Annotated in this window: 21 protein-coding genes; 16 read left to right on the top strand and 5 right to left on the bottom strand. The window is 71.9% G+C overall.

The features are described from left to right. Positions 1–57 precede the first annotated feature (57 nt). Positions 58–825, top strand: a complete 768-nt coding sequence (locus tag AC2IPW_RS13830) for a dioxygenase family protein (protein WP_486377006.1) — start codon at positions 58–60, stop codon at positions 823–825. 3 nt (positions 826–828) lie between these two features. Here the strand turns inward: AC2IPW_RS13830 and AC2IPW_RS13825 are convergent, their stop codons facing one another. Continuing rightward, a complete protein-coding gene (locus tag AC2IPW_RS13825) occupies positions 829–1299 on the bottom strand; it encodes a peroxiredoxin (protein ID WP_416061209.1) in 471 nt (156 codons plus the stop codon). Positions 1300–1357: 58 nt separating this feature from the next. On the opposite strand from AC2IPW_RS13825, the gene AC2IPW_RS13820 reads away from it, so the two are divergent. From AC2IPW_RS13820 to AC2IPW_RS13770, 11 genes are all read left to right on the top strand, one after another. Further along, positions 1358–2941, top strand: a complete 1584-nt coding sequence (locus tag AC2IPW_RS13820) for an anthranilate synthase component I (RefSeq protein ID WP_486375051.1) — start codon at positions 1358–1360, stop codon at positions 2939–2941. Continuing rightward, positions 2938–3624, top strand: a complete 687-nt coding sequence (locus AC2IPW_RS13815) for a TIGR02234 family membrane protein (RefSeq protein ID WP_486375050.1) — start codon at positions 2938–2940, stop codon at positions 3622–3624. Before AC2IPW_RS13820 ends, AC2IPW_RS13815 begins: the two co-directional genes overlap by 4 nt. 79 nt (positions 3625–3703) lie before the next feature. Continuing rightward, a complete protein-coding gene (gene trpC / locus AC2IPW_RS13810; protein ID WP_003935792.1) occupies positions 3704–4513 on the top strand; it encodes an indole-3-glycerol phosphate synthase TrpC in 810 nt (269 codons plus the stop codon). Positions 4514–4637: 124 nt separating this feature from the next. Then, positions 4638–5897, top strand: a complete 1260-nt coding sequence (gene trpB, locus AC2IPW_RS13805; protein WP_052033944.1) for a tryptophan synthase subunit beta — start codon at positions 4638–4640, stop codon at positions 5895–5897. Continuing rightward, the gene (gene trpA / locus AC2IPW_RS13800; RefSeq protein WP_003935790.1) at positions 5894–6703 is read left to right on the top strand and encodes a tryptophan synthase subunit alpha; all 810 of its coding nucleotides are present in this window, start codon (positions 5894–5896) and stop codon (positions 6701–6703) included. Before trpB ends, trpA begins: the two co-directional genes overlap by 4 nt. Then, positions 6700–7740: a prolipoprotein diacylglyceryl transferase gene (gene lgt, locus AC2IPW_RS13795; RefSeq protein WP_003935789.1), complete on the top strand. Its 1041-nt coding sequence runs from the start codon at positions 6700–6702 to the stop codon at positions 7738–7740. The genes trpA and lgt overlap by 4 nt, the downstream gene beginning before the upstream one ends. After that, positions 7737–8702 (top strand): TM2 domain-containing protein, encoded by a 966-nt coding sequence (locus AC2IPW_RS13790; RefSeq protein ID WP_486375049.1) that lies wholly within the window; start codon positions 7737–7739, stop codon positions 8700–8702. The genes lgt and AC2IPW_RS13790 overlap by 4 nt, the downstream gene beginning before the upstream one ends. A 212-nt stretch (positions 8703–8914) precedes the next feature. Next, on the top strand, positions 8915–13411 hold the full coding sequence (gene gltB, locus AC2IPW_RS13785; protein ID WP_486375048.1) for a glutamate synthase large subunit: 4497 nt from the start codon (positions 8915–8917) through the stop codon (positions 13409–13411). After that, positions 13404–14897 carry a glutamate synthase subunit beta gene (locus tag AC2IPW_RS13780; RefSeq protein ID WP_486375047.1) on the top strand — a complete coding sequence of 498 codons (1494 nt, stop codon included), beginning with the start codon at positions 13404–13406 and terminating at the stop codon, positions 14895–14897. The genes gltB and AC2IPW_RS13780 overlap by 8 nt, the downstream gene beginning before the upstream one ends. A 46-nt stretch (positions 14898–14943) precedes the next feature. Next, positions 14944–15405, top strand: coding sequence for an SRPBCC family protein (locus AC2IPW_RS13775; RefSeq protein ID WP_486375046.1), 462 nt, complete (start codon positions 14944–14946; stop codon positions 15403–15405). Between the two features lie 25 nt (positions 15406–15430). Then, positions 15431–15568 (top strand): hypothetical protein, encoded by a 138-nt coding sequence (locus AC2IPW_RS13770; RefSeq protein WP_003935784.1) that lies wholly within the window; start codon positions 15431–15433, stop codon positions 15566–15568. 353 nt (positions 15569–15921) lie between these two features. Here the strand turns inward: AC2IPW_RS13770 and AC2IPW_RS13765 are convergent, their stop codons facing one another. After that, positions 15922–17283, bottom strand: a complete 1362-nt coding sequence (locus AC2IPW_RS13765; RefSeq protein WP_486375045.1) for a cytochrome P450 — start codon at positions 17281–17283, stop codon at positions 15922–15924. A 92-nt stretch (positions 17284–17375) separates the two neighbouring features. Further along, a complete protein-coding gene (locus tag AC2IPW_RS13760; RefSeq protein WP_054374101.1) occupies positions 17376–18818 on the bottom strand; it encodes an alpha,alpha-trehalose-phosphate synthase (UDP-forming) in 1443 nt (480 codons plus the stop codon). A 437-nt stretch (positions 18819–19255) separates the two neighbouring features. On the opposite strand from AC2IPW_RS13760, the gene dps reads away from it, so the two are divergent. After that, positions 19256–19795 carry a DNA starvation/stationary phase protection protein Dps gene (gene dps, locus AC2IPW_RS13755; RefSeq protein WP_003935781.1) on the top strand — a complete coding sequence of 180 codons (540 nt, stop codon included), beginning with the start codon at positions 19256–19258 and terminating at the stop codon, positions 19793–19795. A gap of 73 nt (positions 19796–19868) precedes the next feature. Here the strand turns inward: dps and AC2IPW_RS13750 are convergent, their stop codons facing one another. Beyond that, a complete protein-coding gene (locus AC2IPW_RS13750) occupies positions 19869–20282 on the bottom strand; it encodes a MerR family transcriptional regulator (RefSeq protein ID WP_003935780.1) in 414 nt (137 codons plus the stop codon). A gap of 292 nt (positions 20283–20574) precedes the next feature. Between AC2IPW_RS13750 and pyk the strand changes: the two genes are divergently transcribed. The 3 genes from pyk (at position 20575) to AC2IPW_RS13735 (ending at position 23578) form a co-directional block, all read left to right on the top strand. Continuing rightward, positions 20575–21996, top strand: coding sequence for a pyruvate kinase (pyk, locus tag AC2IPW_RS13745; RefSeq protein WP_486375044.1), 1422 nt, complete (start codon positions 20575–20577; stop codon positions 21994–21996). Next, complete coding sequence (locus tag AC2IPW_RS13740) at positions 21993–22865, top strand: acyl-CoA thioesterase domain-containing protein (protein WP_486375043.1); 873 nt, start codon at positions 21993–21995, stop codon at positions 22863–22865. Before pyk ends, AC2IPW_RS13740 begins: the two co-directional genes overlap by 4 nt. Before the next feature lie 62 nt (positions 22866–22927). Beyond that, positions 22928–23578 carry a nucleoside/nucleotide kinase family protein gene (locus AC2IPW_RS13735; protein WP_003935777.1) on the top strand — a complete coding sequence of 217 codons (651 nt, stop codon included), beginning with the start codon at positions 22928–22930 and terminating at the stop codon, positions 23576–23578. Positions 23579–23698: 120 nt separating this feature from the next. Here the strand turns inward: AC2IPW_RS13735 and AC2IPW_RS13730 are convergent, their stop codons facing one another. Then, complete coding sequence (locus AC2IPW_RS13730; RefSeq protein ID WP_003935776.1) at positions 23699–24181, bottom strand: adenosine-specific kinase; 483 nt, start codon at positions 24179–24181, stop codon at positions 23699–23701. Positions 24182–24271 lie beyond the last annotated feature (90 nt).

Genomic DNA, 24271 nt, shown 5'->3' with positions numbered 1-24271 from the left:
GACGCTGCATCGGGTAGCATGGTTGAAGCTTCAACTTTAGGAGTTCGTGTGAGCCTCATGCCCGCCCTGTTCCTCAGCCACGGGGCACCGCCCCTCGTCGACAGTGCGACGTGGGTGGCGCAGCTGCAGCGCTGGGCCGCCGACCTGCCGACCCCCACCGCGATCCTCGTGGTCTCCGCGCACTGGGAGTCCGCACCGTTGACGATCGGTGCCACCGCCACCGGCACCCCGCTCGTGTACGACTTCGGCGGCTTCCCCCGCCGCTTCTACGAGGTCACCTACCCGGCGCCCGGTGCCCCCGGCCTCGCCCGCACGGTGGCCGCGCTGATGCCCGACGGCGAACCGGTCGTGCAGCAGCCGCACCGCGGACTCGACCACGGCGCGTACGTGCCGCTCACCGTCATGTACCCGGACGCGGACATCCCGGTCCTGCAGATTTCCCTGCCCACCCTCGATCCGGCACGGCTGCTCACGCTCGGCGCGCGGCTGCGTCCCCTCCGGGAGCAGGGGGTGCTCGTCGTCGGTTCCGGCTTCACCACGCACGGCCTGCCGTTCCTGCGCGACCCGCGTCCCGAGGCCGCCGCGCCCGGCTGGTCCGCCGAGTTCGACGCCTGGGCCGCCGAGCGGCTCGCCGCCGGCGACGTCGACGGTCTGCTCGACTTCCGCACCCGGGCACCGGGCATGCCGTACGCCCACCCGACGGTCGAGCACTTCGCCCCACTGTTCGTCACCCTCGGCGCGTCGAGCGATCCGGGGCAGGCACCCCGGCAGGTGATCGACGGGTTCTGGATGGGATTGGCGAAGCGCTCCGTCCAGGTGGACTGATCGTCAGTCCCGGGCCGCGCGCCGCGCCCGCAGCGCCGCGAGGGCTCGGTCCGCGTGCACGTCGGGGCGCACCTCGCTGGCGATCACCGCGAGCACCGTGCGGTCGGTGTCCAGCACGAACGTGGTCCGCTTGACCGGCGACAGCCGGGCGAGCAGCCCCCGGCGCACCCCGAACCGGGCCGCCACCTCGCCGTCCGGGTCGGACAGCAACGGATAGTCGAGCGACTGGCGCGTCGACCATGCGCCCAGCCGGTCCACCGGGTCGGTGCTGATACCGACCCGGGTCGCGCCGACGGCCGCGAACTCGGCCGCCAGATCCCGGAAATGGCACGCCTCGGCCGTGCACACCGGGGTGAACGCGGCCGGGTAGAAGAACAGCACCACCGGCCCGTCCGTCAGCAGCGCGGACAGGGTCCGCGGACGCCCGTCCTGGTCGTTCGCCGTGAAATCGGGGGCGGTGTCACCGGCTCTCATGTCGGGTGACGCTACCGCGACCGCGCTCGCCGCGGCAGGCCCTGGGATGATGGGCGCCATGTCCGGCGAGCCCACCACCATCCCCGCAGCGGCGTCCGACCCCACCGAGGGCGGCCGACCCGACTCCACCACCACCCGCGAGCAGTTCCGGCTCCTCGCCGCCGAGCACCGGGTCGTCCCCGTGACCCGCAAGGTCCTCGCCGACGCGGAGACTCCGTTGTCGGCGTACCGCAAGCTCGCCGCCGACCGGCCCGGCACCTTCCTGCTCGAATCCGCCGAGAACGGCCGGTCCTGGTCCCGGTGGTCGTTCATCGGCGCGGGCAGCCCCGCCGCGCTCACCGTGGTCGACGGCGAGGCCACCTGGTACGGGCACGTGCCCGCCGGTGCCCCCACCGGCGGCAACCCCCTCGACGTGCTGCGGCAGACGTTGCAGCTGCTGCACACCGAGCGGCTGCACGGCCTGCCCCCGCTCACCGGTGGCATGGTCGGCTACCTCGGCTACGACGTCGTGCGCCGGATCGAACGGCTGCCCGAGCACGCAGTCGACGACCTGCACATCCCGGAGACCGTGATGATGCTCGCCACCGACCTCGCCGCCGTCGACCACCACGAGGGCGCGATCACCCTCATCGCCAACGCCGTCAACTGGGACGGCTCCGACGAGCGCGTCGACGAGGCATACGACGACGCCGTCACCAGGCTGGACCGGATGACCGCGGCGCTGGCCGCGCCGGCCCCGTCGACCGTCTCGACGTTCGACCGCCCCGCCCCGGACTACCGGCGCCAACGCACCACCGAAAGCTTCGGCGCCGACGTGCGCCGGCTCATCGGCGAGATCGAGGCCGGCGAGGCGTTCCAGGTGGTGCTGTCCCAGCGCTTCGAGATCGACTGCCACGCGGCGCCGATCGACGTGTACCGGATGCTGCGGGCCTCGAATCCGAGCCCGTACATGTTCCTCATGCACGTCCCCGACGGCGACGGCGGCACCGCGTTCTCCGTCGTCGGCTCGAGCCCGGAAGCGCTGGTGACCGTCGCCGACGGCGTCGCCACCACCCATCCCATCGCCGGTACCCGCTGGCGCGGCACCAGCGAGGAGGAGGACATCCTGCTCGAGAAGGACCTGCTCGCCGACGAGAAGGAGAACGCCGAGCACCTCATGCTCGTCGACCTCGGTCGCAACGACCTGGGGCGGGTGTGCGAACCCGGCACGGTCAAGGTGCACGACTACCGGCACATCGAGCGTTACAGCCACGTCATGCACCTCGTCTCGACCGTGACCGGCCGCCTCGCCGAAGGCCGGCACGCCCTCGACGCGGTCACCGCGTGCTTTCCCGCCGGCACCTTGTCCGGTGCCCCCAAGGTGCGGGCGATGGAGCTGATCGACGAGCTCGAACCGACCCGGCGTGGCATCTACGGCGGCATCGTCGGCTACCTCGACTTCGCCGGTGACGCCGACACCGCCATCGCGATCCGTTCCGCTCTGGTCAAGGACGGCGTCGCCTACGTGCAGGCCGGTGCCGGCGTCGTGGCCGACTCCGACCCGGTCTACGAGGACACCGAGGCGCGTAACAAGGCCATGGCGGTGCTCTCCGCCGTCGCCGCCGCCGGCACCCTCACCCCGTACGAGGGAGACCGGCGGTGAGCGCTCCCGGCACCTCGGGGCGGCGCCGCGGAGTGATCGCCGCGCTGCTCGCGACCGCCGCCACCGCGCTGTGGGGTGCGAGCCGCCTGACCTGGGTGACCGTCACCTCCTCCGACGGCCTCGGTGAGGCCCGGGTCATCGAACTCGCCGGGGCGACGTGGGCGGCTGCGCTGACCCCGCTCGCCCTGGCGCTGCTGGCGGCGGTCGCGGCGTCCTTCGCGGTGCGCGGGTGGGCGCTGCGGGTTCTGGCGGTGCTCGTCGCGGTGGTCGCGGTCGCCGCCGCCGTCCCGGCGGTGGGACTGCTCACCGGAAGCGTCGACGACGCGACCGCGGCGCGCATCGCCGAGTTGCCGGTACGCGCCGAGGTCACCTCCCTCTCGGTCACCACCGGCCCGGCGCTGCTCGCCCTGGCCGGCGCCGTGGCCGCGCTGGCCGCCGCGGTGCAGCTGTGGCGCACCCCGCGGGCGCGGGCGGGGCTGTCGTCGCGCTACGACAGCCCCGCCGCCCGCCGGGAGGCCACGGCCCGCCGGGACACCGCCGACGAGCCGGTCACCGAACGCACACTGTGGGACGCGCTCGACGCGGGTGAGGACCCCACGGTGGATGCCGCCGACGACCGGTCCACCGATCGAGGCGGGGAGGGCGGCACCGACGATTCGGGGACCCGCCGGACGGGTCGGTGAGGGCGCACACTACCCTTCAAGAAACTCCGATGAGCTTCCTCACATCGGATTGACAGGGGCGAAAGGACTTCGAGCCACGATGACTGTTCTCGACTCGATACTCGAAGGGGTGCGCGCCGACGTCGCCGCCCGGGAAGCGGTCCTCGACTTCGCTGCGGTCAAGGCCGCGGCCGCCGCCGCGCCCCCGTCCCTCGACGCCAAGGCCGCGTTGCTCGAGCCGGGAATCGCCGTGATCGCCGAGGTCAAGCGGGCGAGCCCGTCGAAGGGTGCGCTCGCCGACATCACCGATCCCGCCGAACTCGCCAAGGCCTACGAGGCCGGCGGTGCCCGCGCGATCAGCGTGCTCACCGAGCAGCGCCGGTTCCAGGGCAGCCTCGAGGACCTCGACGCCGTGCGGCGCGCGGTGCGGATCCCGGTGCTGCGCAAGGACTTCATCGTGGGGCCGTACCAGATCCACGAGGCGCGTGCGCACGGCGCCGACATCGTGCTGCTCATCGTCGCCGCCCTCGAGCAACCCGTGCTGCACTCGCTCGTCGACCGGGTCGAATCCCTCGGGATGACGGCACTCGTGGAGGTGCACACCGAGGAGGAAGCCGACCGGGCGCTCGAGGCCGGCGCCACCGTCATCGGGGTCAACGCCCGCAATCTCAAGACCCTTGAGGTCGACAAGAGCACGTTCGCCCGGATCGCACCGGGGTTGCCGACCGAGGTCGTCAAGATCGCCGAGTCCGGTGTGCGCGGTCCCTCCGATCTGCTCACCTACGCCGGCGCGGGCGCCGACGCGGTGCTCGTCGGCGAAGGTCTGGTGACCAGCGGCGACCCGCGCCACGCGGTTGCCGAACTGGTCACCGCCGGCACCCATCCGTCCTGCCCCAAGCCCGCGCGCTGAGCACATTCCCGTACACCGCCGACGGGCCGGACCCGGCGACGAGGCGGGGTCGAGGTTGGGGCAGACTGGACGGGTGAGCACAGACGATCCCGTACTTTCCGCCAAGGGCCGCGGTCTGCCCCGCATGAGCGCCGCAGTGGCCGAGCACAGCGCGCACGAACCCGACCCCGGCGGCCACTTCGGGGTCTTCGGCGGGCGGTTCGTCCCCGAGGCGCTGATGGCGGTCATCGAGGAGGTCACCGCCGAATACGACAAGGCGCGGGTCGACAACGGGTTCCTCGACGAACTCGACCGGCTGCAGCGCGACTACACCGGCCGGCCCTCCCCGGTGTACGAGGCCAAACGGCTGAGCGACCACGCCGGCGGCGCCCGGATCCTGCTCAAGCGCGAGGATCTCAACCACACCGGCTCACACAAGATCAACAATGTGCTCGGGCAGGCCCTGCTCGCCAAGCGGATGGGCAAGACCCGCGTCATCGCCGAGACCGGCGCCGGGCAGCACGGCGTCGCGACCGCCACCGCCTGCGCGCTGCTCGGCCTCGACTGCGTCGTCTACATGGGCGAGGTCGACACCGAACGACAGGCGCTCAACGTCGCCCGGATGCGCCTGCTCGGCGCCGAGGTCGTCGCCGCCACCAGCGGCTCGCGCACCCTGAAGGACGCGATCAACGAGGCGATGCGCGACTGGGTCACCAACGCCCACAACACCTACTACTGCTTCGGCACCGCCGCCGGACCGCACCCGTTCCCCATGATGGTGCGCGACTTCCAGCGGATCATCGGCCTGGAGGCGCGCGCACAGGTGCAGGCGCTCACCGGACGGTTGCCCGATGCCGTCACCGCCTGCGTCGGCGGCGGGTCCAACGCCATCGGCATCTTCCACGCCTTCATCGACGACCCCGGCGTCCGCCTGGTCGGCTTCGAGGCCGGTGGCGACGGTGTGGACACCGGCCGGCACGCCGCCACCATCACCGGCGGCACGCCCGGCGCGCTGCACGGCGCCTACTCCTACCTGCTGCAGGACGAGGACGGGCAGACCATCGAGTCCCACTCGATCTCCGCCGGCCTGGACTACCCCGGCGTCGGACCCGAGCACTCCTACCTCAAGGACATCGGCCGCGCCGACTACCGGCCCGTCACCGACACCGAGGCCATGGACGCGTTCTCGCTGCTCTCGCGCACCGAAGGCATCATTCCCGCCATCGAGTCGGCGCACGCCGTCGCCGGAGCCCTGAAACTGGGCCGCGAACTCGGCTCCGGCGCGATCGTACTGGTCAATCTGTCCGGCCGCGGCGACAAGGACGTCGACACCGCCGCGCGGTGGTTCGGGCTCCTTCCCGCCGACCCCGCCACCCCCGACACGACGGAAGGATCCGCGCAGTGAGCGCCCAGCAGTCGCAGTCCCGCCTCGGCGAGGTCTTCGCCCGATGCAAGGCCGAGAACCGGGCCGCGCTCGTCGGCTATCTCCCCGCCGGATACCCCGACCTGCCGCGCTCGATCGAGGCGTTCGAAACGCTCGTGCAGGCCGGGTGCGACATCGTCGAGGTCGGCATCCCCTACAGCGACCCGGTGATGGACGGCCCCACCATCCAGGCCGCCGCCGACGAAGCGCTCACGGCGGGCTTCCGGGTGCGGGACGTGTTCCGCGTCGTCGAGGCCGTCGCCGCCGCCGGCGGCCACGCCGTCGTGATGACCTACTGGAACATCGTCCTCAAGTACGGGATCGACGAGTTCGCCCGCGACCTCGCCGCCGCCGGGGGACTGGGCATCATCACCCCGGATCTCATCCCGGACGAGGCAGCGCAGTGGATCGCGGCCGCGGACCGGCACGGGCTCGACCGCATCTTCCTCGTCGCCCCGTCCTCGACCGCCGAGCGTCTCGCCACGACCGTCGACTCCTGCCGCGGATTCGTCTACGCCACCTCCACGATGGGCGTGACCGGCGCCCGCGACGCCGTCTCCGACATGGCGCCCGAACTCGTCGCCCGGGTGCGCGAACACTCGCAAATTCCCGTGGGTGTCGGCCTGGGCGTGCGGTCGCGGGACCAGGCCGCCCAGATCGCCGCCTACGCCGACGCGGTGATCGTCGGCTCGGCGCTGGTGGCCGCCGTGGCGCAGGGCGCCGACGCGTTGCGCGCGCTCACCACGGAACTCGCGGAGGGCGTGCGCTCGGCTAGCGTGGCCACGTGACCTCCACCGCCGTACCCGCCGCCACCGTCCTGGCGTATCTGCCCAGTCCACCGCAGGGGGTGTGGTACCTCGGGCCGATCGCGCTGCGGGCCTATGCCCTGTGCATCATCGTCGGGATCGTCGTCGCGATCTTCTGGGGTGACCGCCGCTGGGTCGCCCGCGGCGGCGAGCCCGGCACTGTGCTCGACGTCGCGGTGTGGGCCGTGCCGTTCGGCCTGATCGGGGGGCGTCTGTACCACGTCGCCACCGACTGGCAGAAGTACTTCGCTGCGGGCGCCGACCCGGTCGACGCGCTGAAGATCTGGCAGGGCGGGCTGGGGATCTGGGGGGCGGTCGCCCTCGGTGGGGTCGGCGCCTGGATCGGGTGCCGTCGCCGCGGCATCCCCCTGCCCGCCTTCGGTGACGCGCTGGCGCCGGCGATCCTGCTGGCCCAGGCCATCGGCCGGCTCGGCAACTGGTTCAACCAGGAACTCTACGGCCGAGAGACGACCGTGCCGTGGGGCCTCGAGATCTACGAGCGCCGCAACGACGCGGGACTCACGAGCCCGGACCTCATCGACGGAATCTCCACCGGTCAGGTCGCAGCGGTGGTGCACCCGACGTTCCTGTACGAGCTGGTGTGGAATCTGCTCGTCGTGCTGCTGCTCGTGCTCGTCGACCGGCGATTCCGCATCGGACACGGCCGGCTGTTCGCGCTCTACGTGGCCGGATACAGCGCGGGCCGGTTCTTCGTCGAACTCATGCGGTCCGATCCGGCCACCGAGATCGCCGGGATCCGGATCAACTCCTTCACCTCCGCCATCGTGTTCGTCCTCGCCGTCGCCTACGTCGTCGTCGCGCGCAAGGGCCGGGAAGCGCCGGAGGAACTGAAATCCCGCCGTCCGGGCGGCGCAGCCGAGGCCGCCGCGGCCGGTGGCGCCGCCGGGACCCCCGACGACGAGCAGCGCGACGGTGCGCCCGGGTCCGTGGCACCGGCCGAGGCCGGCGGTAAGGTCGAGTCAGGCATGCGCAGCGAGAACGAAGGGGACAAGTCGTGACCACATCCGACCCGGGATCCCCGGAGCCCACCTCCGATCCGGGATCCCCGGAGCCCACCTCCGATCCGGGATCCCCGGAGCCCACGGGCCCGGATCTGCGGAAGAAGGACGAGACCTCCGCGGGACCGGACCTGCGCAAACAGTCCGACGCCGCGGACGCTCCCGCGGCCGGGGCGGGCGCCGCACCACGCACCGGCGAGCCGGCCTCCACAGAGGAACTGCCGACGTTCGGGGGCACCGCCGACTACGATCCGACCGCCCAGGCGTCGCTGTCCGTTCCGCCGCCCACCACCGAGTCGACCGCGTCCACCTGGGGTACGGCGGGGCCGGGCTGGAACACCTATGCGGGCATGGGCAACGGCCCGGGCTGGGGCACCACGCCGAGCTATCCGCCGCCGTCGAGCGAAGCGCAGTACGGCACCGCGCACGAGTCCGAGGCACAGACCGGCGGACAGTACGGCGGCACCGGACCCGTCTACGGCACGCCCGACCCGCAGTTCCAGAGCGCACCGGAGTTCCAGAGCGCACCGGAGTTCCAGAGTGCACCGGAGTTCCAGAGCGCCCCGCAGTACCCGCCGCCCTCCTCGCAGGGCTACGGATCCTCCGGTTACGGGCCCTCCGGCTACGGGTCACCCGGATACGGTGCCTACGGCGATCCCTCCGCCCCGTACGGACGGGACCCGGCGACCGGCGAACCGTACTCGGACAAGTCGAAGACCACCGCGGGTCTGCTGCAACTGCTGCTTCCCTTCGTCGGGATCTGCGGTGTCGGTCGGCTCTACCTCGGGAGCACCGCTGTCGGCCTCATCCAGCTGCTCGGGCTGTGGATCGGTGGCCTGCTGGCGATCGTCCTGATCGGCTTCGTGATCATGCCGGTGATCTGGGTGTGGTCCGTCATCGACGGGATCATGATGCTCACCGGTAGCGTCCGCGACTCCGACGGCCGTCCGCTACGGCCCTGACCCATCCGTCCGGCGGCCGGGCGCGCATCTCGCGCGGCCGGCCGCCGCGCGCGTAGACTGACCGCCACCGGGACCGATCCCCGGTTCGATCGTCGGGCGGACCTGGTCCGGCCACCCGCACCGCAGCGCACGCCCGTCGTGGCGACCCCGTCGGGGCCGCTCATCCGACGACGCGTGACGTCGCCCCACACCGGCGACGTGGAGGTGGACCGGTGCGGCATTCCGGGATGCCCGAGGCCCGCGGACTCTACGATCCCGCCCGCGAATCGGATTCCTGTGGCGTGGGCGCGGTCGTCGACCTGCACGGCCGCAGCACACATCGCACCGTCGCCGACGCGCTCACCGCGTTGCGCAACCTCGGCCACCGCGGCGCCAGCGGCCGGGAACCCGCCAGCGGGGACGGCGCCGGCATCACCCTGGCCCTCCCCACCGCGCTCTTCGCCGCCGTCGCCGGCGTCGAGCTGCCGCCGCCCGGGGACTACGCCACCGGCCTGTGCTTTCTGCCGCGCGACCCACGCGCCCGGGCGACGGCGCGCGACCGGATCCACGCGCTCGCAGCCGAGGAGGAGCTCGAGATCCTCGGCTGGCGTGAGGTTCCCGTCGACCCGGCGGGCCTCGGCCGCACCGCCGAGGCGTGCCGTCCTCACATCAGCCAGCTGTTCGTCGTCGCCGCAGGTACGGGCGGCGCCCGGCCCGCCGGGGTGGACCTCGACCGGCGGGTGTATCCGTTGCGGCGCCGCGCCGAGCACACCGGCGACGTCTACTTTCCGTCGCTGTCCGCCCGCACCGTCGTCTACAAGGGCATGCTCACCGCACAGCAACTGCCGGGGTTCTACCCCGACCTGCGCGATCGGCGCTGCGCCAGCGCGATCGCACTCGTGCACAGCCGCTTCTCCACCAACACCTTCCCGTCGTGGCGGCTCGCGCAGCCGTTCCGGTACAGCGCCCACAACGGCGAGATCAACACCATCCGCGGCAACCGCAACCGGATGCGCGCACGGGAGGGGCTCCTGCGCAGCGGACTGCTCCCCGGCGACCTGACCCGCCTGTTTCCGCTCTGCACCCCCGAGATGTCCGACTCCGCCACCCTCGACGAGGTTCTCGAACTGCTCCACCTCGCCGGGCGCTCGCTGCCGCACGCGGTGACCATGCTCGTCCCGCCCGCCTGGGAGAACGCGCCCGACCTCGATCCCCGGCGCCGTGCCTTCCACCGTTTCCACGCCGCACTGCTCGAACCGTGGGACGGGCCGGCGTGCCTGCCCTTCACCGACGGCCGGTTGTTCGGTGCCGTGCTCGACCGCAACGGGCTGCGGCCGGGCCGGTGGTGCCGCACCGTCGACGACCGGGTCCTGTTCGGCAGCGAGACCGGAATGCTCGACGTGCCACCGGAACACATCGTGCACAAGGCCCGGCTCGAGCCGGGCCGGATGCTCCTCGTCGACACCGCCACCGGGCGCATCCTCCCGCCCGACGAACTGCTCGACACCCTCGCCGCCGCCGGCCCCTACGACCGGTGGCTGCGCGACGGGCAGATCGACCTGGCGGATCTGCCCCGTCCGGCGGGGCACCGCGCCGCGGACCGCGACCCGGACCGCGACCACCGGCTGTTCGGCTACACCCGCGAGGACCTCGAGGTGCTGCTCGAACCGATGGCCGCGACCGGTGCGGAACCGCTCGGTTCGATGGGCGCCGACATCGCCCCCGCAGTGCTGTCGCCGCGCCCCCGGCTGCTCTACGACTACGTCGTCGAGCTGTTCGCCCAGGTCACCAACCCGCCGTTGGACGCCATCCGCGAACGCGTCGTCACCTCGATGCGGCGCATCGCCGGCCCGGAGGACAACCTGTTCGACGCGTCCGCGAAGTCGTGCCGGCAACTGGTACTTCCCGGTCCGGTGCTCGACTGCGACGAACTCGCCGCCGTCGCGGCGCTCGGCCCGGGCGGGCCGCGTCCGGGCCTCGCCTCGCGGGCCCTGCCCGCGCACTTCGCGGCCGGCGGCGACCCCGGCGAGGCCCTCGCCGCGGGACTCGCCGCTCTGCGCCGCGCCGCCGACGCCGCCCTCGACGACGGCCGCGGCATCCTGATCGTCACCGACCGCGGGTGCGGTCCGGACCGCGTTCCGATCCCGTCGCTGCTCGCCGTCTCCGCCGTGCACCACCACCTCGTCCGCACCCGGCGGCGCACCCGCGTCGCGCTGATCGCCGAATCCGGTGACGCGCGCGAGGTCCACCACGTGGCCGCACTCGTCGGGTTCGGCGCCGCGGCGGTCTGCCCGTACGTGGCCCTCGACACCGTGCGCGCACTCGCGGCCGCCGGGCGCATTCCCGGCACGGACCCGGCGGCGGCCGCGGCGAACTACCGTCGCGCCCTCGTCGGAGGTGTCCGCGAAGTGATGGCCAAACTCGGCATCTCGACCGTCGCCTCGTACACGGCGGCGCAGACGTTCGAGGCTGTCGGCCTCGCCCGGGAGGTCGTCGACGAGTACCTGCCCGGCACCGTCTCCCGCCTCGGCGGCGCCGGGCTCGCCGACCTGGCCCGCGACGCCCGTCGCCGGCACCGGCAGGCCTTCGGGAACCGTTGTGCCGACACTCTTCTCGAAGCCGGCGGCGTATACCGGTACCGGCGCGACGGTGAACCCCACCTGTTCACCCCCGAGACGGTGTTCCTGCTGCAGCACGCGACCCGGACGGGACGGGCGGACGTCTACGCGCGCTACTGCGCCGAGGTCGACCGTCTCGCCGCCGCGGGCGCCACGCTGCGGGGACTGCTGCGCACCGTCGCCGCGGAGCCGATCCCCCTCGACGAGGTCGAGCCGGAGGAGGAGATCGTGCGCCGCTTCGCCACCGGGGCGATGAGCTACGGGTCGATCTCCGGGGAGGCACACGAGGCCCTCGCCGTCGCGATGAACCGGCTCGGTGGCCGCTCGAACTCGGGGGAGGGTGGGGAGGACCGCGACCGGCTCGGGGACCCGCTGCGGCGCAGCGCCGTCAAACAGGTCGCCAGCGGACGCTTCGGCGTCACCGCCGGCTATCTCGCCGACGCGACCGACCTCCAGATCAAGATGGCGCAGGGTGCGAAACCCGGTGAGGGCGGCCAGCTTCCCGGTCACAAGGTGTATCCGTGGATCGCCCGCACCCGGCATGCCACAACGGGCGTCGGCCTGATCTCCCCACCGCCGCACCACGACATCTACTCCATCGAGGACCTCGCCGAACTCGTCCACGACCTGCGGTGCGCCAACCCGCAGGCCCGCATCCATGTCAAACTGGTCAGCGGTGTCGGCGTCGGGATCGTCGCCGCCGGTGTCGCCAAGGCCCAGGCCGACGTGGTCCTGATCTCCGGCCACGACGGTGGCACCGGGGCCGCCCTGCTCACCGCCCTGCAGCACGCCGGCACCCCGTGGGAGATCGGGCTCGCCGAAACCCAGCAGACCCTCGTGCTGAGCGGTCTGCGCGACCGCATCACCGTGCAGTGCGACGGCGGTCTGCGCACCGGTCGGGACGTGCTGATCGCGGCACTGCTCGGCGCCGAGGAGTTCGGGTTCGCCACGGCGCCGCTGGTGGTCCTCGGCTGCATCCTCATGCGGGTGTGTCATCTCGATACGTGCCCCGTCGGGATCGCCACCCAGAATCCCGAGCTCCGGGAGAAGTTCACGGGCAGAGCAGAATTCGTGGAACAGTTCTTCCGGTTCGTCGCCGCGGACGTGCGCCGGCGACTCGCGGCGCTGGGCCTGGCCCGCCTCGACGACGCCGTCGGCCGGGTCGACCTGCTCGAACCCGACGCGGCGCTCACGCACTGGCGTCGCCGCGGCCTCGATCTCGCGCCGCTGTTCACCCCGCCGGCCGACGCCCTCGGTGCGCCCCCGCAGCGCCGCCGCACCCGTCCGGCCGCCGGACCACCCGACGCGCCGCTGGACCGGGACCTGATCGCCCGCGCGGGCCCCGCGCTCGACCACGACCGGCCCGTGCATCTGACCGGGACCGTCACCAACCGCGACCGCGCCGTCGGCACCCTGCTCGGCTGGACCGCCGGCCGACGGCGCCCCGAGGGTCTGCCCGACGACACCGTCCGGATCGACCTGCACGGCAGCGCCGGACAGTCCCTCGGCGCCTTCCTTCCCGTCGGGATCACCCTCACCGTCACCGGCGACGCCAACGACTATGTCGCCAAGGGCCTGTCCGGCGGGCGCGTGGTGGTGCGCCCCGACACGTCCGCGCCGTTCGACCCGCACGAGCAGATCGTCGCCGGCAACACAGTCCTGTACGGGGCGACCTCCGGCGAGTTGTTCCTGCACGGGCGGGTGGGAGAGCGCTTCGCCGTGCGCAATTCCGGCGCCGATGCCGTGTGCGAGGGCACCGGCGACCATGCCTGCGAATACATGACCGGCGGCCGCGTCGTGATCCTCGGACCCACCGGCCGCAATCTGGCCGCCGGCATGACCGGCGGCCTGGCCTACGTCCTCGACCTCGACCCCGGCCGCGTCAACACCGACTCGGTGCAACTGCAACCGGTCGACCCCGCCGATCTCACGCAGGTGCGGGACCTGATCGCCCGCTACCGCGCACGCACCGGATCGGCAGTCGCCGGGCAGCTGCTCGCCGACTGGGCCGACAGCGCGGGGCGCTTCACCGCGGTGGTGCCCGAGGACCTGCTCCGGATCCGCGCGGCCGCTCGCGAACGACCCGCCCCGATCGGAGCCGACGGTGCCTGATCCCCGCGGATTCCTGCGCTACGACCGCTGCGACCCGCCGCGCCGGCCGGCCGACGAACGCGTGCGCGACTGGGCCGAGGTGCACCGCGCGCAGTCGCCGGACGAGGAGCTCCGCACGATCCGGGAACAGGCCGCCCGCTGCATGGACTGCGGACTCCCGTTCTGCCACAGCGCCGGCACGGGCTGCCCGCTCGGCAACCTGATCCCCGAATGGAACGACCTGGTGCGCCGCGACCGCTGGGCCGAGGCCGCCGACCGGCTGCACGCCACCGACAACTTCCCCGAGTTCACCGGCCGGTTGTGCCCGGCGCCGTGCGAATCCGCCTGCGTGCTGGCCCGGGACGACCACGCCGCCGGTGTGACCGTCGAACGGATCGAGCGGGCGATCGCCGACCGGGCGTGGGCCGACGGCCGCGTGCCGCCGCGTCCCCCGGTCCGCCGCACCGGCAGACCCGTCGCTGTCGTCGGCTCCGGGCCGGCGGGTCTCGCCGCGGCCCAGCAACTCACCCGGGCCGGACACGCCGTGACCGTCCTCGAACGCGCCGACCGGCTGGGTGGCCTGCTGCGCTACGGCATCCCGGCGTTCAAGATGGACAAGGCCCTCGTCGACCGGCGCCTCGCGCAGATGCGCGCCGAGGGCACGGTGTTTCGCACCGGCTCCGAGGCCGGGATCGATCCGGATGTCGCCGCTCTGCGGGCCGAATTCGACGCCGTGGTTCTCGCGGTCGGGGCCGGACGCGCCCGCGACCTGCCCGTTCCCGGGCGCGAACTCGCCGGGGTGCATCCCGCGATGGAGTTCCTCGTCGCCGCCAACCACGAATGCGCGGGCGACGGCCCCACTCCGATCAGCGCCGCCGGGCGGCACGTGGTGATCGTCGGTGGCGGGGACACCGGCACCGACTGCTTCGGCACCGCGCTGCGGCAGGGCGCGCGGTCCGTCACCCAGCTCGACTACCGGCCCCGCCCGCCCGGCCGCCGCGACGAGGACGTCACCCCGTGGCCGCTCGTGCCGTGGGTGCTGCGGACGGCACCGGCACACGAGGAGGGCGGGACCCGCCGGTTCGAGGTGACGGTGCAGCACTTCCTCGGGTCCCGCGGGCGGGTCCGGACGCTCGAACTGGCGGAGGTGGACGCGCGCCGCACCCCCCGCGGGGACACCTTCGAAATCCCTTGCGACCTCGCACTCCTCGCAGTCGGTTTCGAAGGAGTGCAGCGCGGACCACTCCTCGAGGACTTCGGCCTGGTCCCCGGCGAGCGGGGCACCCTCGGTTGCGACGACCACTGGCAGACCGCGACCCCGGGGATTTTCGTGTGCGGCGACGCTCACCGTGGTGCGTCGCTCGTGGTGTGGGCGATCGCCGAGGGGCGTGCGGCGGCGCACGGGGTGGACACCTTCCTGACGGGGGAGTCGGAGTTGCCGGTGCCGGTCCGTCCCGGCTCGTTGCACCTGGGCTTCCCGCGTTTTCCGCCCCGCCGGACGGGGTAGGCCCCACTGGTGAGCGACCGCGCCGGTCGCGGCAGGAAGGAACGTCATGAGCACGATCATCGAGTCGGTCGACGTCCACGTCCCGATCCGTACGGCCTACGACCAGTGGACACAGTTCGAGGAGTTTCCCCGCTTCATGGAGGGCGTCGAGCAGGTCCGTCAGATCGACGACACCCATACCCACTGGGTCGTCAAGGTCGCCGGTGGAACCCGGGAGTTCGACGCGACGATCACCGAGCAGCATCCCGACGAGCGGGTCGCGTGGAAATCCGATGCCGGTCCGGACCACGCCGGCGTGATCACCTTCCACCGGCTCGACGAGTCCACCACGCGGGTCACCGCTCAGATGGATGTCGACCCCGACGGAGTCGTGGAGAACGTCGCCGACAAACTCGGCCTGCTCGACCTGCGCATCAAGGGCGACATGCAGCGCTTCAAGGAGTTCATCGAGAAGCGCGGCGTGGCCGACGGCGGCTGGCGCGGCGACGTCGATCGTCCCGGCTCGTGAGCGTAACCCCGATGGAGAGAAAGTCGTGACGGAGAAGAAGTCGAGGGACGAGGACGACGAGCCCAAGGGCGGCCGCCCCGGCCCGGTGGACGAGGGCAAGGACGGCGGCATGGCGACACGGGAGAACGCCCCGGAGATCGCGGAGAATTCCCCCGGCGACTGACCGGGGAACCGGGAAGGGGCGGTGCGGCCGAGCCGCACCGCCCCTTCCCGGCGTCGTGTCGCGGGCTATGGCTTCTCGGGATCGAGAGCCTGCTTCACTTTGCCCCACGAGTCCCTTCTCGGTGCCGAGTGCGGCGGAGTCGGGTTCGCCCATCGAGCCGTCGTGGGTGGCGTAGAGCTTCGGGTCCGGCTGTGGCGCGCCGACCATCCGAGCTGAACCGGATCGGCCGGGAACGACATCGCGTGCGTACCGTCGGGCGCGGTCCCGCTCACCCACCGCCCCTCCCGACCGAGGTGACCCCGAAGTCCGGTAGCGGTTCGGGACGGCGATCCGCGGCACCGCCGCGCTGCCGGTCACCGGACGGCGAACTCCAGTCCGAAGTTGTTCAGGGTGGCCGGCAGCGGCCGCGCCGGATCCGGCTTCAGGCGGGAGGTCAGCGTGAACTCGGCGCCGGCGAGCAGGTGCGCGAGCAGGGTGCTCGTGACGAACAGGACGAGATTGCGGCCCGGGCACCCGGCCGGGCCGACACTGAACGGGACGAGCGCCGGATACCGGTCGGCCTCGCCGTCGACCCAGATCTCCGGCGCGAACCGGTTCGCGAACGGCAGTGTCTCGGAGTCCCGGTGGAATGCGGGTGCGAGCACGACGAAACCGGTCCCGGCCGGGATCGTGTAGCTGCCGCGCTCGTCGTTCCACGTCGTGTCGGCCGTCGAATCCCGGAGGATCGCAGGCGTGGTCGGCCACAGCCGCGTGGTGTCGAGGACACACCCGCGCAGGTACTCGAGTGGTGCGGGGGTGCCGAGGCCGGCGGCGGCGATGTCGCTGCGGGCCCGTGCCCGTTGTACAGGATGGGTGGCGAGTACTGCCAGGGTGCGGGCGGTGACCATGCCAGCGGCGTCGAAGGCGAACAGCCAGTGCGGGATCTGCCCCTGCGGATCGACCGCGGCCGGCTCGGCGATCTCACCGAGTGCACCGGCGAGGGTTCCGGCGGGAGCCTGCTCGACGTAACCGTGCAGCCGCTCGGTGAACCGGTCGCGCAGTCGATGGCGCACGGGATGGGCGTAGGCCCAGTTGCCGTCGGACCGCAACCGCCACAGCTGATCGGTGAGGGTGTCGTCGTTGCGTGCCGCATCGCCGAGGACGAGCCGGCGCACCAGTCGCCACCAGGAGCGGGTGAACTCCGCGGCGCTCAGGCCCCCCTCCGCCCGGGCGCGGCGCAACAGTCCGTTCGCCTCCTCCTCGATGGTGTGCAGCATCGGTGTGGCGAGCCGGTGCAGGTCCCGATCGGTGTCGAGCGCCCTCTCGTTGACGGCGCGGCGCCTCTCCCGCAGCGGGGTGCGCGAGACCAGCACCCCGTGGGGCTGGAACGGACCGAGGGCAGCGCGCTTCTCGACCGTCGCGGCGGTGTAGGAGCCGGCGCCGGTTCTCAGCACGGCATCGACGTCCGACGGCGAGAGCACCACCGCGAGCGTCCGCCCGGGCAGGGCGAAAGTGAGGGGAGCGTCGCCGTAGCGTTCGCGTAGGCGCGCGACGGTGGCGACGATGCGGGCGTCGGCCTGAGTTCGCTCGAGCAGACCCATCACCCTGCGACGGCGGGCGATGGCACCCGCGGCGACGAACGGCAGGCCGACCTCGGCGGCGAGCCGGGCGGTGTCGGCCGCCGAGGCCCGCCGGGCGCGGACCGAGGTCGGGCTCTGAACTACGGGGCCGGCCATCGGCGGTCTCCTCCGGGCGCGGGGTCACGGTCACGGGAGGGATCGCCGCCAAGCCGGATCGCTAAACGTGATCCGGCCGTGCCGGGCCCGGCTCAGGCGCTCGCCGCCGCCGCTTTGCCGGTGCCGCTGGCGCGCAGATCCGTGAGGAAGGCGTCGGCCCACCGGTCGACGTCGTGATGGAGCACCTGGGTGCGCAGCGACTGCATCCGGCGGGCCGCGGTTGCCGCATCCTCGGTGGCGGCGACGACGATAGCGCGTTTGACGGCATCGAGATCGTGTGGGTTGACCAGGTGGGCTCGGCGCAGTTCGCTTGCTGCTCCGGTGAACTCGCTGAGGACGAGCGCGCCGGTGCCGTCGGCCCGGCATGCGATGTACTCCTTGGCGACGAGGTTCATGCCGTCGCGTAGAGGCGTGACGAGCATGACGTCCGCGGCGCTGTACAGGGCCATGAGCTCGTCCCGGTCCACGGGCCGGTGCAGATAGTGCACCACCGGCCGGCCCAGCTGCCCGTATTCGCCGTTGAGGTGGCCCACCTTGCGTTCGATGTCCTCGCGCAGCTGCGCGTAGGCGGACACGCGCTCGCGGCTCGGGGTGGCAAGCTGCACCATGACGACCTTCTCGGGGTCGAGGGTGCCCTCGTCGAGCAGTTCGTGTAGTGCCTCGAGCCGGATGTCGATGCCCTTGGTGTAGTCGAGGCGGTCGACGCCGAGCAGCAGGATCTCGGGGTTGCCGAGTTCCTCGCGGACCTGCGCGGCCCGCTCCCGGATGTGCGGGGACTGCACGCGTTCCGCGAAGTGGGCCGAGTCGATCGAGATGGGGAAGGCGCCGACCTGCACGCGCCGGTCACCGACGTCGACGGCGCCCACACACGAGTCGAGGTCGGAGTGCGCGTGGGTGTGCAGCCCCAGCAGGCGCTGCGCCAGGAACAGGAAGTTGCGGGCGCCGCCGGGCAGGTGGAACCCCACCAGGTCGGCGCCGAGCAGACCCTCGACGACGGCGGTGCGCCACGGCAGCTGCAGGAACAGTTCCGTGGGCGGAAAGGGAATGTGCAGGAAGAACCCGATCTTCAGGTCGGGCCGCAACTCGCGCAGCATCTTCGGCACCAGCTGCAGCTGATAGTCGTGCACCCACACGGTGGCGCCCGGGGCGGCCGCATCGGCCGCGGCCGCCGCGAAGCGGCGGTTGACCGCGACGTAGGTCCGCCACCACGTCCGGTCGTAGACCGGCGCGACGATCGCGTCGTGGTACAGGGGCCACAGTGTCGCGTTCGAGAAGCCCTCGTAGTAGTCGGCCACTTCGCCTTCGGTGAGGGAGACGGGGTGCATAGTGATGCCGTCCTCGGTGAAGGGTTCGAACGCGACGTCGGCGGCGCCGGGCCAGCCCACCCAGGCGCCGTCGGCGGCACGCAGCACCGGTTCCAGGGCGGTGACGAGCCCGCCCGGGCTGCGGCGCCACCCGCCGCGTCCGTCGTCGGCCGATGGGTCGTAGTCGACGGGGAGCCGATTGGCCACCACCACCAGGTCCGCTGCGGTCATCGCGTCGCGCCTCCTTGCTCGACACCGGGGCCGGTCGCTCCGGCGATTGCTGTCGAACTCGTACTTATGACAAGTAGTTTTTGTCTATCACTCGAAGCGGAGCGGGGAGGCACTTCGAGGCGCCCGCGGTTCCGCAGCGCACCGCCCCCACTCACGCACGGCAAATAATCTGTCTCGTAGAACAGAAATTTTGTCAAATGCTGCGTACAGTTCTGCTCGAGGTGGCCGGCCCGCGCGCCGGTCGTGGCCGCCTCCTCGCGTGGAGACGCGGGCACGCCCTTTCGCGTGGAGACGCGTGCACGCTACTGCCCGGCGGTTTCGACGACCGCGGAACGGGGTAGCCCTCCGGCGAGTTACCCCGGCACCCACGTGCTGACCGGCGGGCCGGCAGACGGCCTGCGGAGGTACTTCACACGAGTCTGTAGGAGGAATCGAAGATGGCGAAGTTCACCGTCCCCGGCCTGAGCGACAGCGAGGGCGCCCGGGTGGCCGAAGTGCTGCAGAATCGTCTCAGTGCCTACAACGACCTGCACCTCACCCTCAAGCACGTGCACTGGAACGTCGTGGGGCCGAACTTCATCGGTGTGCACGAGATGATCGACCCGCAGGTCGAAGCGGTCCGCGGATTCGCCGACGATGTCGCCGAACGCATCGCGGCACTCGGATCCTCGCCGAAGGGAACCGCGGGCGCGATCGAGAAGGACCGTTCGTGGGACGACTACTCGGTGGGGCGGGACACCGCCCAGGCGCATCTCGCCGCGCTCGATCTGGTGTACGACGGCGTGATCGGGGACTGCCGCAAGGCGATCTCGGAGGTCGGGGAGATCGACCCGATCACCGAGGATCTGCTCATCGGGCAGACGCGGGATCTCGAGAAGTTCCAGTGGTTCGTCCGGGCCCATCTCGAGAACGCTTCCGGGACCCTGGCGCACGAGGGGGCGCGCACCGAGCAGCAGGCCGCGAACGAAGCCCGCTGAGCGGGCGGCAGCGGCCGTGTCTTCGGCCGCTCGAAAGCGCACCGGTCGCCGGCGGGCGACCGGTGCGTCTGCGCTATGAGGTCGCTGTGCTGTCGTCGGTGCCCGCCCGTAGGCGCGCATTGTCCGACTCGAGACGTGCATTGGCGTCCTCGAGGCGAGCCTTGTCCGATTCGAGGCGTGCGTTGTGGGATTCGAGTCGCGCCGTATGGGACGCCAGTTCGGCATGATGCGACTCGAGGCGGAAGATCTGGGCGATACCGGCCAGATTGATGCCCTCCGACAGGAGTTCGCTGATCCGTCGCAGGCGCGCCACGTCCTCGTCGCTGTATCGGCGGGTGCCGCCCCGGGTGCGCGCCGGGCTGAGCAGTCCGCGACGCTCGTACAGCCGCATGGACTGCGGGTCGACCCCGGACAACTCGGATGCCACCGAGATGCCGTAGACGCCGCGGCGGGGGTCCGGCACCGGCTCCTTCCGCGTCTTCTCCATTCCAGGTTCCCTCGCTCGGTGTCCTCGCTGCCACGATCTCCGGTGGATCGGAATCTACCTGATCACCACAGGAAACCTGCAGTACCGGAGACAGCTGTCGGGGAGGGGGCGCCGGGGACCCCGAACTCCCGGCGCCGGCCGTTTCGGTACGAATTTCTCTTACATGTGACACAGATTTTATCGCCCGCCTCGCCTGCCGCCGACCGGCGGATCCGTGCCGCTCCTGCCGCCTGACCCCCGCGGATCGCCCGCCATGCTCCGTGGTCGTCACGCGGGTACTAGGCTCGACCGCGTGACCCGACGCACCAAGATCGTTTGCACCATGGGCCCGGCCACGGCAGACCCCGAGGTCCTGAGGGAACTCGTCGACGCCGGCATGGATGTGGCCCGCCTCAACTTCAGCCACGGCGCACACGCCGACCACGAGGCTCACTATCGCCGCGTGCGCGAGGCCTCCGATACCAGCGGGCATGCCGTCGGCATCCTCGCCGACCTGCAGGGCCCGAAGATTCGCCTCGGACGGTTCGCCGAGGGACCGACGTTGTGGAAGACCGGCGAGATCGTCCGCATCACCGTCGACGACGTCGAGGGCACGCACGACCGGGTCTCGACCACCTATGAGCAACTCGCCGAGGACGCGCGCCCCGGCGATCGCCTGCTCGTCGACGACGGCAAGGTCGGCCTGGTCGTCGAGCACGTCGAGGGTTCGGACGTGGTCTGCCGCGTGACCGAGGGGGGACCGGTCAGCAACAACAAGGGCGTGTCCCTGCCGGGGATGAACATCTCGGTTCCGGCGCTGTCGGAGAAGGACATCGAAGACCTCGAGTTCGCGATGCGCCTCGGCGTGGACTTCGTGGCGCTGTCGTTCGTTCGTTCCCCGGCCGACATCGAGCTCGTGCACGAGGTGATGGACCGGGTGGGACACCGCGTGCCGGTGATCGCCAAGCTCGAGAAGCCCGAGGCCATCGAGAATCTCGAGGCGGTCGTGCTGGCGTTCGATGCGGTGATGGTCGCGCGCGGTGACCTCGGCGTCGAGATGCCGCTCGAGGAGGTGCCCCTCGTGCAGAAGCGGGCGATCCAGATCGCCCGCGAGAACGCCAAGCCCGTCATCGTGGCCACGCAGATGCTCGAGTCGATGATCGAGAACTCCCGGCCGACCCGTGCCGAGGCCTCCGACGTCGCCAATGCGGTGCTCGACGGCGCGGACGCGGTGATGCTCTCCGGCGAGACGTCCGTCGGCAAGTACCCGGTCGAGACGGTGCGGACGATGGCCCGCATCATCGCGGCGGTCGAATCCGACCCCACCCGGGTCCCGGCGCTGACCCACGTGCCGCGGACCAAGCGCGGGGTGATCTCCTACGCGGCACGGGACATCGGCGAACGGCTCGAAGCCAAGGCGCTGGTGGCGTTCACCCAGTCCGGCGACACGGTACGCCGCCTGGCGCGACTGCACACCAGGCTGCCGCTGCTCGCGTTCACCCCGGTTCCGCATATCCGCAGCCAGCTGGCGCTGACCTGGGGCACCGAGACGTTCTCCGTCGAACCGGTCGACACCACCGACGTGATGGTGCAGCAGGTCGATGCGGCGCTGCTCTCCCTCGGCCGATACCAGCGCGGCGACCTCGTCGTCATCGTGGCCGGGTCCCCGCCCGGCCGGTCCGGCTCGACCAACCTGATCCACGTGCACCGGCTCGGGGAGAAGGACACCCATTGAGCCGTCGCACCGCGACCGATCTCGAGGTGCTCGTCGATCTGCTCGATCTCGTGCAGATCGACGAGGACCTCTACCGCGGAGAGCACCCGGTCCAGGTGGGTAGCCGCACGTTCGGCGGCCAGCTCGTCGCGCAGGCGCTGATCGCGGCCGGCCGCACGGTCGGCGACCGGCCGGTGCACGCGCTCAACGCTCACTTCATCCGCGGAGGCGACGTCAAGGCGCCGATCGAGTACCAGGTGGCCCGCCACCGCGACGGCCGGGACTTCGCGAACCGCATGGTCACCGCGTCCCAGAACGGCAAAGAGCTGTTCGTCATGCTCATCGCCTTCCAGCGGTGGGGTAAGGGACTCGAGCATGCGGTGAGCGTTCCGGAGGTGCCCTACCCGGACGCGCTGCCGCCGCTCGGGGACCACCTGTCCGGGTTCGAGGATCACCTCCCGCACTTCGTCAACGCCCTCAAACCGATCGACATGCGCTATGCCAACGATCCCGCGTGGATCCTCAAAGGCACCGGGGAACGGCTCTCGCACAATCGGGTGTGGATGCGTGCCGACGGCGCGTTGCCCGAGGACGGGCTCCTGCACGCCGCCACCCTGGCCTACAGCTCCGACACCACCGTGCTCGACTCGATCCTCACCACCCACGGGTTGTCCTGGGGGCTGGACCGCATCGTCGCCGCGACCGTCAACCACTCCATGTGGTTCCACCGGCCGGTCCGGTTCGACGAATGGACGTTGTACGCCACCGAGTCGCCGGTCGCGGCGGGCTCGCGGGGGCTCGCGACGGGCCGCTACTTCACCCTCGACGGGGAACTCGTGGCGACGGTCGTGCAGGAGGGGCTGATCCGGCACTTTCCGCGCCGGGGGTGAGGGACCGGCCGGAGCCGAGGATCCCGGGGGCGGCGACGACGGAGAGGCCGGAGACTGGAGCGATGACGGTGTTCACCCCGATCAGCCCCGAGGCCCTCGCCGACGTCGTCGCAGCACGCGCCGCCGGACACCGCGGCCGGGTGTGTGTCGCCATCTCCGCCGCCGACGCGGCCGCACCGCTGGATCTGGCCGAGGAGGTGGCCGCCCGCCTTCGCGTCGAGGGGCGGCCGGCGGCCGTGCTGTCACTGCACGACTTCGTGCGCCCGGCCTCGCTCCGGTTCGAGCACGGACGCACCGACCAGGAGAGCTACCGCGCGAACTGGTTCGACTACGGGGCGCTCGACCGCGAAGTGGTCCGGGCCCTGCGGGAGAACGGACGGTGGCTGCCGAAGCTGTGGGACGAGGCGGAGGACCGATCGGCACGCGCGCGGCGGATCGACGCTCCCGACGGTCAGGTGCTGACGATCGCCGGGCCTATGCTGCTCGGTCGGGGACTGGCCTTCGACGTCACGGTGCACCTCGCGATGTCGCAGGCCGCGTTGGATCGGCTGACGCCCGCCGAGGACCGCTGGACGATCCCGCCACTGCTCGAGCACGACGCCGCGACGGCCGCCGACGCAGACATCGTCGTGCGGTACGACCACCCGGACCGGCCGGCGGTGCACGCTGCCGGTGCGCTCAGCCGGGACCGGGGAGCCGGGCGGGGGCGATGAACCCGTGACCGAGCGGGCCCGGAGGTCGGACAGCCGGCGACCTCACACACGCGCCGCCTGATCGGGCCCGGACCGGCGACGAGCGGACTCTCCGCGCGCCGCGGCCCCTTGTCCCCGCCGTCAGAGCTTGTAGCCGATCGTCCGCAGCAGGGCCTTGCGGTCGGCGACATCGGTGCTCGTCTCCACGCCCACGGGCGGGCTTCCGTCGATCACCCCGGCGATGCCCCGACCGAGATCGGTCTCGGCGACGATGATCTCGACCGGGTTGGCCGTGGCGCAGAAGATGCCGCAGACCTCCGGTACCTGCTTCAACGTGTTCAGGAAGTTCACCGGATACCCGTCCTCCACGAACACGAAGAACGAGTGACCCGCGCCCACCGCCAGGGCGTTGCGCCGGGCCAACTCGACGAGCCGGTCGTCGTTGCCGGAGGAGCGCACGAGGCGGGGCCCGGAGGCCTCGCAGAACGCCACACCGAACCGCAGATGAGGACTCACCCCGGCCAACGCTTCGTGCAGGTCCTCGACGGTCTTGACGAAATGGGCCTGCCCGACGACGACGTTCATGTCGTCGGGCTTGTCGATCGCCACGACCTGCAACTCCACGGTCGCCTCCTCGGATGCCCTGCGGACCGACGGACGTCGACAGTCAGTGTGCCCGGCCGCGCCCCCCGGGGCAACGCCCCGACGGGCGGC

This window comes from Rhodococcus sp. NS-SX18 (assembly GCF_057367935.1).
This window is presented reverse-complemented; position numbering and strand designations above follow the sequence as displayed.